Genomic DNA, 11747 nt, shown 5'->3' with positions numbered 1-11747 from the left:
CCTTCGCTTAGCCAGTCGAAAGGATTAATTCGTTGGTTTTTGTGCACAGGATCACTGCCGGGCTGTGGACAGGCAGTGCGTGGCGGGCGGCCCTTTGAAGGTGAGCGTCGGCGAATCTCTCTTAAAGTGTTTTGTGATTATTTCAATGTAGTTTGTAGGGTTATAGTGATTAATTTTTTATGTGCATAAAAATCATTAAAAACAATTAGTTATATGTTTTTAATGAAGTGGTTTGTAGGTTTGTGTGGGTGCCTCCTCAACAAAATCAGCAAGGATGAACCAGAATGCCCGTGGTCGAACGCACGACTTTCCTGGCCCGATACAGCCCGCAGCAGGAGCTGGATTTCTGCCTCGAAGGCGCCAACTTTCCGAAGATTTTCCCCGAGCGTGTCACGCCCTTGGGGGGCCTCGATATCAATGACCTGCGCATCAGTGTCGGGCGCCAGTTCAGCTTCCTGCACTGGATGTTCGGTGTCATACCGGCGAAATGGACGGTGGTTATACGTGAGGTCGGCGATCGGCATTTTGTCGACGAGATGCTCAAGGGGCCGCTGCGGGCCTTTCGCCATGAGCACCGGGTCGAGGCCGCCGAAGGGGGCACCCTGTACACCGACAGGGTGACCTACAGGGCCATCGGTGGTGCACCTTTGGAGTGGTTGATGGTCAACGCCTACATGGCGCGGATTTTCGATGCCCGGCACCGCAACATGCTGCGGTTGCTCAGTTGATTGCCGTGCCTTGCCCTGTTTTCCAATGCCAAGGAGCATGCCCATGAGCAAGAAGATACTGGTGGTCCTGACCAGCGTGGCCAAATACCCCAACCTGGCCCGCGCCACTGGCCTGTGGCTGGGTGAGGCGGTGCATTTCGTGAAGAAGGTCGAGGCGGCGGGCTTCGAGGTGGACTACGTCAGCCCCAAGGGGGGCTACGTACCCATCGACCCCCATAGCCTGGCCATGGCAGACGACACCGACTGGCAGTGGTACCAGGACAGCGCCTTCATGAGCCGCCTGGGCTCGACCCTCAAGCCTTCCCAGGTCAGGGCCGGGGACTATGTGGCGATCTATTACGCCGGTGGCCACGGCGTGGTCTGGGATTTTCCCGATAACCAGGAACTGCAGGCCCTGAGCCGGGAGATCTATGAGCAGGGGGGCTATGTCAGCTCGGTGTGCCATGGCGCGGTGGGCTTGCTCAACATCAAGCTGGGCGACGGTAGGCTGCTGATCGCCGGCAAGCAGGTCACCGGTTTCTCCAATGAAGAGGAGAAACTCGCCGAACTGGATCAGTACGTGCCCTACCTGACGGAAACCGAACTGGTCAAGCGCGGTGCCCTTTACCAGAAGGCCGCTGCACCCTGGGCGCCGTTCGCGGTGGAGGATCAGCGGGTGATCACCGGGCAGAACCCGGCGTCCGGCGGACCGGTGGCCGATCTGCTCCTGGCGCACCTCAACAAATAACCGTAGGAGCCGGCTTGCCGGCGAAGAGGCCGTTAAGGCTTGTGCACGGCTAGAAATCGCTTTCGCTGGCAAGCCAGCTCCTACACCGAAACACCCAGATTCACCCCTGTAGGAGCCGGCTTGCCGGCGAAGGCGGCCTTGAGGCTTGCGCAAGTCTCGAAATCGCTTTCGCTGGCAAGCCAGCTCCTACACCGAAACACCCAAATTCGCCCCTGTAGGAGCCGGCTTGCCGGCGAAGGGGCCCTTGAGGCTTGCGCAAGGTTTGAAAGCGCCTTCGCTGGCAAGCCAGCTCCTACAACCGGTAATGCCGGTGTCGGGGTGGGTTGTTGGACAATTTGCCCGTGGGGCATAGGTGCCCGGGCCTTTTCATGCTTAACTTCGGCCTCTCAGGAATTTCTCATTGCTGTTCCATCATCACTGTTCAATAAGGACTCCGTTCATGGCTCAAGTCACTCTCAAAGGCAACCCGGTGCAGGTTAATGGCCAACTGCCGCAAGTCGGTTCCAAAGCCCCAGCGTTCACCCTGGTGGGCGCAGGCCTGGCCGATGTTTCCCTGAGCAGCCTCGCCGGCAAGCGCAAGGTGCTGAACATCTTCCCAAGCGTCGACACCCCGACCTGCGCCACCTCGGTGCGCAAGTTCAACGCCCAGGCCAACGAGCTGGCCAACACCGTGGTGCTGTGCATCTCTGCCGACCTGCCATTCGCCCAGGCACGCTTCTGCGGCGCAGAAGGCCTGGAAAACGTGCAGAACCTGTCGACCCTGCGTGGCCGCGAGTTCATCGAGAACTACGGCGTGGCCATCGCCGACGGCCCGCTGGCCGGCCTGACTGCCCGCGCCGTGGTGGTGCTGGATGAAAACGACAAGGTGCTGCACAGCGAGCTGGTCAAGGAAATCGCCGAAGAGCCGAACTACGACGCGGCCCTGGCCGTGCTCAAGTAACAGGTTTTACAATTATTCACGGCCTGGCTCTGTCCAGGCCGTTTTTATTTGTGCTTCAGTGGCTTAGCACCGCTCCTTGAAACGTCAGTCAAAGGTAAATTGCCGGTAAAGGCGCTTTGCTAAAACGGTTCCAGTGCTTATCTTTCAGCCTTCTCAAAGAAGCCTCCCACGCGCCCAATGGTTGATCACTCCATGCAATCCTCTGTCTCCCGCAACTCCCGTCGCTGGCTGTTCGGCCTGTTCGTCCTGCTGCTGGTCGTTGGCCTGTGCTGGAAATTCTGGCCGGCCAGTACCCACCAGGAGGCCGCCGGGCAGAAAGCCGCGGCCGGGCATACCGGGCGCAGCGGTAGCATGCGCCCCGGTTTCGGCGGCGCCAGCGGGCCGATCCCGGTGCGGGTGTCACCGGTGACCCAGGGGGATTTCGCGGTGTACTACAAGGCCCTGGGCACGGTGACGGCACTGAACACCATCAACGTGCGCAGCCGGGTGGCGGGGGAACTGGTCAAGGTCAATTTCGAGGAAGGGCAGATGGTCAAGGCCGGCGACCTGCTGGCACAGATCGATCCGCGTCCGTACCAGAACGCCTTGCTCCAGGCCGAAGGCACCTTGCTGCAGAACCAGGCCCAGTTGAAGAACGCCCAGGTCGACCTTGAGCGTTACCGCGGCCTGTACGCCCAGGACAGCATCGCCAAACAGACCCTGGATACCGCCGCGGCGCTGGTGGGGCAGTACCAGGGTACGGTCAAGACCAACCAGGCGGCGGTCAACGACGCCAAGCTCAACCTGGAATTCACCAACATCCGCGCGCCGATCGCCGGCCGCCTGGGCCTGCGCCAGCTGGACGTGGGCAACCTGGTGGCGGCCAACGACACCACCGCGCTGGTGATCATCACCCAGACCCAGCCCATCAGCGTGGCCTTCACCCTGCCGGAAAACAGCCTGGAAACCGTGCTCGCCCGCTACCACAGCGGCGCCAGGCTGGCGGTGGAAGCCTGGGACCGCGGTGACGTGAAGCTGCAGGCCACAGGCGTGCTGCAGAGCCTGGACAACCAGATCGACACCACCACCGGCACCCTGAAGTTCAAGGCGCGCTTCGATAACCGCGACCAGGGCCTGTTCCCCAACCAGTTCGTCAATGTGCGGCTGCTGGCCGATACCCTGAAGAACGTGGTGCTGGCGCCCTCGGCGGCGATCCAGTTCGGCACCAACGGCACCTTCGTCTACGCCCTGGATGGCGACAACAAGGTGAAGATCCGCCAGCTCAAGGTGGGCGCCAGCAACGGCGACTCGACGGTGATCCAGGACGGCCTCAAGGCCGGTGACCGGGTGGTGATGGAAGGCACCGACCGCCTCAAGGACGGCAGCGAAGTGGAAGTGGTCAACGACAGCATCGAGGTGCCCACCACCCCCACCGAACACCTGCAAGGGCAGCCCGCCGGGGCACCGGCCGCAGACGGCAAGCCGGTTGATGGCAAGGCGAAAAAGGTCGGCGCATGAATTTCTCGCGGCTGTTCATCCTCCGTCCGGTAGCCACCACCCTGAGCATGCTGGCCATTGTCCTGGCCGGCCTGATCGCCTATCGCCTGCTGCCGGTGTCGGCCTTGCCCCAGGTGGACTACCCGACCATCCGGGTCATGACCCTGTACCCCGGGGCCAGCCCGGAAGTGATGACCAGCGCGGTCACCGCGCCCCTGGAACGCCAGTTCGGGCAGATGCCCGGCCTGACCCAGATGGCCTCCACCAGTTCCGGCGGGGCCTCGGTGCTGACCCTGCGCTTCAGCCTCGATATCAATATGGACGTGGCCGAGCAGCAGGTGCAGGCGGCGATCAACGCTGCCACCAACCTGTTGCCCAAGGACCTGCCGGCGCCGCCGGTGTACAACAAGGTCAACCCGGCGGACACCCCGGTGCTGACCCTGGCCATTACCTCCAAGACCATGCTGCTGCCCAAGCTCAATGACCTGGTGGATACGCGCATGGCGCAGAAGATCGCCCAGATCAGCGGCGTGGGCATGGTCAGCATTGCCGGCGGCCAGCGCCAGGCGGTGCGGATCAAGGTCAACCCCGAGGCCCTGGCGGCCAACGGCCTGAACCTGGCGGACGTGCGCGCCCTGATCGGCGCCTCCAACGTCAACCAGCCCAAGGGCAACTTCGACGGCCCGACCCGGGTCTCGATGCTCGACGCCAACGACCAGTTGACCTCGCCCAAGGACTACGCCGAGCTGATCCTGGCCTACAACAATGGCGCGCCGCTGCGCCTGAAGGATGTGGCCGAGATCGTCGATGGCGCCGAGAACGAGCGCCTGGCGGCCTGGGCCAATGAAAACCAGGCGGTGCTGCTCAATATCCAGCGCCAGCCCGGGGCCAACGTGATCGAGGTGGTGGACCGGATCAAGGCGCTGCTGCCGAGCATCACCGACAACCTGCCGGCGGGCCTGGACGTCACCGTGCTCACCGACCGTACCCAGACCATCCGCGCTTCGGTCAAGGATGTGCAGCACGAGCTGTTGATCGCCATCGCGCTGGTGGTGATGGTGACCTTCCTGTTCCTGCGCCGGGCCAGTGCCACCATCATTCCTTCGATTGCCGTGCCGCTGTCGCTGATCGGCACCTTCGGCGTGATGTACCTGGCCGGCTTCTCGGTGAACAACCTGACCCTGATGGCCTTGACCATCGCCACCGGCTTCGTGGTGGACGATGCCATCGTCATGCTGGAGAACATCTCGCGCTTCATCGAGGAGGGCGACAGCCCGATGCAGGCAGCGCTCAAGGGCGCCAGGCAGATCGGCTTCACCCTGATCTCCCTGACCCTGTCGCTGATCGCGGTGCTGATCCCGCTGCTGTTCATGGCGGATGTGGTGGGGCGGCTGTTCCGCGAGTTCGCCATCACCCTGGCGGTGGCGATCCTGATTTCCCTGGTGGTGTCCCTGACCCTGACCCCGATGATGTGCGCGCGGCTGCTCAAGCGTGAGCCCAAGCCTGAAGAGCAGGGGCGCTTCTACCGCGCCAGCGGGGCCTGGATCGACTGGCTGATCGAAAGCTACGGGCGCAAGTTGCAGTGGGTACTCAAGCACCAGTTCCTGACCCTGATGGTGGCCATCGGCACCCTGGGCCTGACCGTGTTCCTTTATATGGTGGTGCCCAAGGGCTTCTTCCCGGTGCAGGACACCGGGGTCATCCAGGGCATTTCCGAGGCGCCGCAGTCGGTGTCCTTCGCCGCCATGAGCCAGCGCCAGCAGGACCTGGCCAAGATCATCCTGCAGGATCCGGCCGTAGAAAGCCTGTCGTCCTACATCGGGGTGGACGGCGACAACGCCACCCTCAACAGCGGCCGCCTGCTGATCAACCTCAAGCCCCACAGCGAGCGCGACCTGAGCGCAGCCCAGGTGATCGCGCGGATCCAGCCCGAGGTGGACAAGCTGCTGGGCATCCGCCTGTTCATGCAGCCGGTACAGGACCTGACCATCGAGGACCGGGTCAGCCGCACCCAGTACCAGTTCAGCCTGTCGTCGCCGGATGCCGAGCTGCTGAGCCTGTGGAGCAATCGCCTGGTGCAGGCCCTGGCCCAGCGTCCGGAGCTCACCGACGTGGCCAGCGACCTGCAGGACAAGGGCCTGCAGGTGTTCATGGTGATCGACCGTGACGCCGCGTCCCGGGTCGGGGTTTCGGTGTCGAACATCACCGACGCCCTGTACGACGCCTTCGGCCAGCGCCAGATCTCCACCATCTACACCCAGGCCAGCCAGTACCGGGTGGTGCTCCAGGCCCAGGCCGGCGAGCGCATCGGGCCCCAGGCCCTGGAGCAGATCCACGTCAAGACCACCGACGGCGGGCAAGTGCGGCTGTCGAGCCTGGCCCATGTCGAGGAGCGCCAGGCGCAACTGGCCATTGCCCATATCGGCCAGTTCCCGGCGGTGATGATGTCCTTCAATCTGGCGCCCGGTGTGGCCCTGGGGGAGGCGGTGAACGTCATCGAGCAGGTGCAGCAGGAGATCGGCATGCCGGTGGGCGTGCAGACCCGCTTCCAGGGCGCGGCGGAAGCCTTCCAGGCCTCGCTGTCGAGCACCTTGCTGCTGATCCTGGCGGCGGTGGTGACCATGTACATCGTGCTCGGCGTGCTCTATGAGAGCTATATCCACCCGATCACCATCCTCTCCACCTTGCCCTCGGCGGCGGTGGGGGCCTTGCTGGCGCTGATCCTCAGCGGCAACGACCTGGGCATGATCGCCATCATCGGTATCATCCTGCTGATCGGCATCGTCAAGAAGAACGCGATCATGATGATCGACTTCGCCCTCGACGCCGAGCGCCACCAGGGCATGGCCCCGGAACAGGCTATCTACCAGGCGGCGCTGCTGCGTTTCCGGCCGATACTGATGACCACCCTGGCGGCGCTGTTCGGCGCCGTGCCACTGATGCTGGCCACCGGTTCCGGCGCCGAGCTGCGCCAGCCCCTGGGCCTGGTGATGGTGGGCGGCCTGCTGGTGAGCCAGGTGCTGACCCTGTTCACCACGCCGGTGATCTACCTGTACTTCGACCGCCTGGGCCGGCGCTTCGGCAAGCGTGAAGACGCCCAAGAGGTGGAGGCATGAAGGGCCGCAGCCTGCCTCAAGCCTGGAGCGTGTCGGCATGAACCTCTCCGGCCCCTTCATCAAGCGCCCGGTGGCGACCATGCTGTTGTCGCTGGCGATCATGCTGCTGGGCGGCGTCAGCTTCGGCCTGCTGCCGGTGGCGCCGCTGCCGCAGATGGACTTCCCGGTGATCGTGGTCCAGGCCAGCCTGCCCGGGGCCAGTCCCGAGGTCATGGCCTCCACCGTGGCCACGCCCCTGGAGCGTTCCTTCGGCGCCATCGCCGGGGTCAACACCATGAGCAGCCGTTCCAGCCAGGGCTCGACCCGGGTGATCCTGCAGTTCGACCTGGACCGCGACATCAACGGCGCGGCACGGGAGGTGCAGGCAGCCATCAACGCCTCGCGCAACTTGCTGCCCAGCGGCATGCGCAGCATGCCTACCTACAAGAAGGTCAACCCGTCCCAGGCGCCGATCATGGTGCTGTCGCTGACTTCCGATGTGCTGGAGAAAGGCCAGCTCTACGACCTAGCCTCGACCATCCTGTCCCAGAGCCTGTCCCAGGTGCAGGGCGTGGGCGAAGTGCAGGTCGGTGGCAGCTCCTTGCCGGCGGTGCGCATCGAACTGGAGCCGCAACTGCTCAACCAGTACGGCGTGGCCCTGGACGACGTGCGCAATGCCATCGCCAATGCCAACCAGCGCCGGCCCAAGGGCTCGGTGGAGGATGACCAGCGGCTGTGGCAGATCCAGGCCAACGACCAGTTGGAAAAGGCCCGTGACTACGAGCCGCTGATCATCCACTACAACAACGGCGCGGCCCTGCGCCTGAAGGACGTGGCCAAGGTCAGCGACGGCGTCGAGGACCGCTACAACAGCGGCTTCTTCAATGACGACGCGGCGGTGCTGCTGGTGATCAACCGCCAGGCCGGGGCCAACATCATCGAGACGGTGAACGAGATCAAGGCTCAGTTGCCGGCGTTGCAGGCGGTGCTGCCGGCCAGCGTCAAGCTCAACCTGGCCATGGACCGCTCACCGGTGATCAAGGCCACCCTGCACGAGGCCGAGATGACCCTGCTGATCGCCGTGGCCCTGGTGATCCTGGTGGTGTACCTGTTCCTCGGCAACTTCCGCGCCTCGCTGATCCCGACCCTGGCGGTACCGGTATCCCTGGTGGGCACTTTTGCCATCATGTACCTCTACGGTTTTTCCCTGAACAACCTGTCGCTGATGGCGCTGATCCTTGCCACCGGGCTGGTGGTGGACGATGCCATCGTGGTGCTGGAGAACATCTCCCGGCACATCGACGAAGGCATCGCGCCGATGAAAGCGGCGTACCTGGGGGCCAAGGAGGTGGGCTTCACCTTGCTGTCGATGAACGTGTCGCTGGTGGCGGTGTTTCTCTCGATCCTGTTCATGGGCGGGATCATCGAGAGCCTGTTCCGCGAGTTCTCCATCACCCTGGCCGCGGCCATCGTGGTATCGCTGGTGGTGTCCCTGACCCTGACCCCGATGCTCTGCGCGCGCTGGCTCAAGCCCCACACCCCGGGCCAGGAGAACCGCCTGCAACGCTGGAGCCGGCGCAGCAACGACTGGATGATGGGCAAGTACGCCACCAGCCTGGACTGGGTGCTGCGGCACAGGCGCCTGACCCTGCTCAGCCTGCTGCTGACCATTGGCGTCAACGTGGCCCTGTACGTGGTGGTGCCCAAGACCTTCATGCCCCAGCAGGACACCGGCCAGTTGATCGGTTTTGTCCGCGGCGACGACGGCCTGTCCTTCAGCGTGATGCAGCCGAAGATGGAAATATTCCGCCGCGCCGTGCTCAAGGATGCGGCAGTGGAGAGCGTGGCCGGCTTTATCGGTGGCAACAACGGCACCAACAACGCCTTCATGCTGGTACGCCTGAAGCCGATCAAGGAACGCAATATCTCGGCGCAGAAGGTCATCGAGCGCCTGCGCAAGGAAATGCCCAAGGTGCCCGGCGCGCAACTGATGCTGATGGCCGACCAGGACCTGCAGTTCGGCGGCGGCCGCGAGCAGACCACCTCGCAGTATTCCTACATTCTGCAAAGCGGCGACCTGGGCGAGTTGCGCCAGTGGTACCCGAAAGTGGTGACGGCGCTGCGCGCCTTGCCTGAGCTCACCGCCATCGACGCCCGGGAAGGCCACGGTGCCCAGCAAGTGACCCTGATGGTGGACCGCGACCAGGCCAAGCGCCTGGGGGTGGACATGGACATGGTCACCGCGGTGCTCAACAACGCCTACAGCCAGCGGCAGATCTCCACCATCTACGACAGCCTCAACCAGTACCAGGTGGTGATGGAGGTCAACCCGAAATACGCCCAGGACCCGATTACCCTGAATCAAGTGCAGGTGATCACCGCCGACGGCGCGCGGATTCCGCTGTCGGCCATCGCCCACTATGAGAACAGCCTGGAAGACGACCGGGTCAGCCATGAAGGGCAGTTCGCCTCGGAAAGCATTTCCTTCGACATGGCCGAGGGCGTAACGGTGGAGCAGGGCACCGCCGCCATCGAACGGGCGATCGCCAAGCTGGGCATGCCCGAAGACGTGATCGTCAAGATGGCCGGCACCGCCGATGCCTTCGCCGCCACCCAGAAGAGCCAGCCGTTCATGATCCTCGGCGCGCTGCTGGCGGTGTACCTGGTGCTGGGGGTGCTCTATGAAAGCTACATCCACCCGCTGACCATCCTCTCCACCTTGCCCTCGGCCGGGGTTGGCGCCTTGCTCTCGATCTATGTGCTGGGTGGTGAGTTCAGCCTGATCTCGCTGCTGGGGCTGTTCCTGTTGATCGGGGTGGTGAAGAAGAACGCGATCCTGATGATCGACCTGGCGCTGCAACTGGAGCGGCACCAGGGCCTGGACCCGTTGCAGTCGATCCGCAGCGCCTGCCTGCAACGCCTGCGGCCGATCCTGATGACCACCCTGGCGGCGATCCTCGGCGCCTTGCCGTTGCTGCTGGGCGGGGCCGAAGGCTCGGAAATGCGCCAGCCCCTGGGCCTGACCATCATTGGCGGCCTGGTCTTCAGCCAGGTCCTGACCCTCTACACCACCCCGGTGGTCTACCTCTATCTCGATCGCCTGCGCCACAAGTTCAACCACTGGCGTGGGGTCCGTACCGATGCTGCTCTGGAAACGCCGCTATGACCGACCAATCGTCCCGTCCCGTTACTCTGCTGTCCGCCCAGCGCCTGGCCATGGCCCGGGGCTCGCGGGCCTTGAGCCTGGGCCTGTGCGTGCTGCTGCTCAGCGCCTGCGCCATCGGTCCCGACTACCAGCGCCCGCAGGTGGCCGAGCCGGTGCACTACAAGGAAGCCGAAGGCTGGCGCCAGGCCAACCCCAGCGACGCCCTGGCCCGTGGCGCCTGGTGGGAGCTGTACGGCGATGCCCAGCTCAATGGCCTGATCGACAAGCTCAACAGTTCCAACCAGAGCGTGGCCCAGGCCGAGGCGCAGTTCCGTCAGGCCCGGGCCCTGGTGCGCAGCTCCCGGGGTTCGTTCTTTCCCAGTGTCGACCTGAGCGCCGGCAAGACCCGCGCCAGCCAGGGCACCGGCAGCAGCAGTTCGGCCCTGAGCAGTTCCAGCAGCGGCATTCGCGACACCTACAACACCCAGTTGGGGGTGAGCTGGGAAGCGGACGTGTGGGGCAAGTTGCGCCGTGACCTGGAAGCCAACGAGGCCAGCGCCGAGGCCAGCTTCGCCGACCTGGCGGCCATGCGCCTGAGCCAGCAGTCCGAGCTGGCTCAGAACTACCTGCAACTGCGGGTGATCGATGAGCAGAAGCGCCTGCTGGAGGCCACGGTGGCGGCCTATCAGCGCTCCCTGACCATGACCCAGAACCAGTACCAGGCCGGGGTCTCCGGCAAGGATGCGGTGGCCCAGGCCCAGACCCAGCTCAAAAGCACCCAGGCCGACCTGATCGACCTGATCTGGCAGCGGGCGCAGTTCGAGAACGCCATCGCCGTGCTGATCGGCGTGCCGCCGGCAGAGTTCAACCTGGCCGAGAGCAAGACCATCCCCGTGCTGCCCCAGGTGCCATTGGGCGTGCCGTCGCAACTGCTGGAGCGGCGCCCGGACATCGCCTCGGCGGAGCGTTCGGTGATTGCCGCCAACGCCAAGATCGGCGTGGCCAAGGCCGCCTATTACCCGGACCTGACCCTGAGCCTGGCCGGCGGCTACAGCAGCAGCACCTACGCCGACTGGATCAGCCTGCCGAACCGCTTCTGGTCGGTAGGGCCGAAACTGGCCATGACCCTGTTCGACGGCGGCCAGCGTTCGGCGGAAGTGGACCGCACCGAGGCGGTGTACGACCAGACCGTGGCCAAGTACCGGCAGACCGTGCTCGACGGTTTCCGCGAGGTGGAGAACTACATGGTCCAGCTCAAGGTCATGGAGGACGAGGCGGGGGTGCGCCAGCAGGCCCTGGATTCGGCCCGCGAGGCCCTGCGCCTGACCGAGAACCAGTACAAGGCCGGGCTGATCGCCTACCTGGATGTGGTCACCAGCCAGACCACTGCCCTGAGCAACGAGCGTAGCGTGCTCAGCCTGTTGCAGAGCCGGCTGATCGCCAGCGTGCAGCTGATCGCCGCCATGGGCGGTGGCTGGGATGGCCAGCTGCAGGCCAGCGAGCAGAAATAGGCCCTTGAAGGCCTTGCAGCAAGGTGGCTGCAAGGCCTGCTCGACAGCCGCAGGCAGGGCGCATCCGAAGCCGTTTGCAACTGCTCGCGACTTCCCGCAAAGCCCATGCCCACAGGGCTTGTAGG

At 64.3% G+C, this 11747-nt stretch carries 7 protein-coding genes; all 7 read left to right on the top strand.

Annotation, left to right across the window (positions count from 1 at the left end; translation table 11 throughout):
• The first annotated feature begins 284 nt into the window (after positions 1–284).
• The 7 genes from M2395_RS06635 to M2395_RS06605 all read left to right on the top strand — a co-directional run bounded on the left by M2395_RS06635 (position 285) and on the right by M2395_RS06605 (position 11622).
• Complete coding sequence (locus M2395_RS06635; RefSeq protein ID WP_123430833.1) at positions 285–728, top strand: polyketide cyclase; 444 nt, start codon at positions 285–287, stop codon at positions 726–728.
• A gap of 43 nt (positions 729–771) precedes the next feature.
• Complete coding sequence (locus tag M2395_RS06630; protein WP_072450485.1) at positions 772–1455, top strand: type 1 glutamine amidotransferase domain-containing protein; 684 nt, start codon at positions 772–774, stop codon at positions 1453–1455.
• A gap of 439 nt (positions 1456–1894) precedes the next feature.
• The gene (tpx, locus tag M2395_RS06625) at positions 1895–2395 is read left to right on the top strand and encodes a thiol peroxidase (protein WP_011061148.1); all 501 of its coding nucleotides are present in this window, start codon (positions 1895–1897) and stop codon (positions 2393–2395) included.
• A 177-nt stretch (positions 2396–2572) separates the two neighbouring features.
• Entirely contained in the window at positions 2573–3892 is a 1320-nt protein-coding gene (locus M2395_RS06620) for an MdtA/MuxA family multidrug efflux RND transporter periplasmic adaptor subunit (protein WP_123430832.1), read from the top strand.
• Positions 3889–6987 carry an MdtB/MuxB family multidrug efflux RND transporter permease subunit gene (locus M2395_RS06615; protein ID WP_123430831.1) on the top strand — a complete coding sequence of 1033 codons (3099 nt, stop codon included), beginning with the start codon at positions 3889–3891 and terminating at the stop codon, positions 6985–6987. Before M2395_RS06620 ends, M2395_RS06615 begins: the two co-directional genes overlap by 4 nt.
• Before the next feature lie 37 nt (positions 6988–7024).
• Positions 7025–10132 (top strand): efflux RND transporter permease subunit, encoded by a 3108-nt coding sequence (locus tag M2395_RS06610; RefSeq protein WP_015635503.1) that lies wholly within the window; start codon positions 7025–7027, stop codon positions 10130–10132.
• Complete coding sequence (locus tag M2395_RS06605) at positions 10129–11622, top strand: efflux transporter outer membrane subunit (protein WP_019095227.1); 1494 nt, start codon at positions 10129–10131, stop codon at positions 11620–11622. Before M2395_RS06610 ends, M2395_RS06605 begins: the two co-directional genes overlap by 4 nt.
• Positions 11623–11747: the final 125 nt, after the last annotated feature.

It is taken from the genome of Pseudomonas sp. BIGb0176 (assembly GCF_024810175.1).
Classification (GTDB): domain Bacteria; phylum Pseudomonadota; class Gammaproteobacteria; order Pseudomonadales; family Pseudomonadaceae; genus Aquipseudomonas; species Aquipseudomonas protegens.
Note: the sequence above shows the minus strand (reverse complement) of the source record. Positions and strands in the feature narration are given on the sequence as shown.

What these genes read in the sequence shown, in the direction of transcription:
- M2395_RS06635 (WP_123430833.1), top strand. Translation starts at nt 285, where the DNA reads ATGCCCGTGGTCGAACGCACGACTTTCCTGGCCCGATACAGCCCGCAG.
- M2395_RS06630 (WP_072450485.1), top strand. Translation starts at nt 772, where the DNA reads ATGAGCAAGAAGATACTGGTGGTCCTGACCAGCGTGGCCAAATACCCC.
- tpx (WP_011061148.1), top strand. Translation starts at nt 1,895, where the DNA reads ATGGCTCAAGTCACTCTCAAAGGCAACCCGGTGCAGGTTAATGGCCAA.
- M2395_RS06620 (WP_123430832.1), top strand. Translation starts at nt 2,573, where the DNA reads ATGGTTGATCACTCCATGCAATCCTCTGTCTCCCGCAACTCCCGTCGC.
- M2395_RS06615 (WP_123430831.1), top strand. Translation starts at nt 3,889, where the DNA reads ATGAATTTCTCGCGGCTGTTCATCCTCCGTCCGGTAGCCACCACCCTG.
- M2395_RS06610 (WP_015635503.1), top strand. Translation starts at nt 7,025, where the DNA reads ATGAACCTCTCCGGCCCCTTCATCAAGCGCCCGGTGGCGACCATGCTG.
- M2395_RS06605 (WP_019095227.1), top strand. Translation starts at nt 10,129, where the DNA reads ATGACCGACCAATCGTCCCGTCCCGTTACTCTGCTGTCCGCCCAGCGC.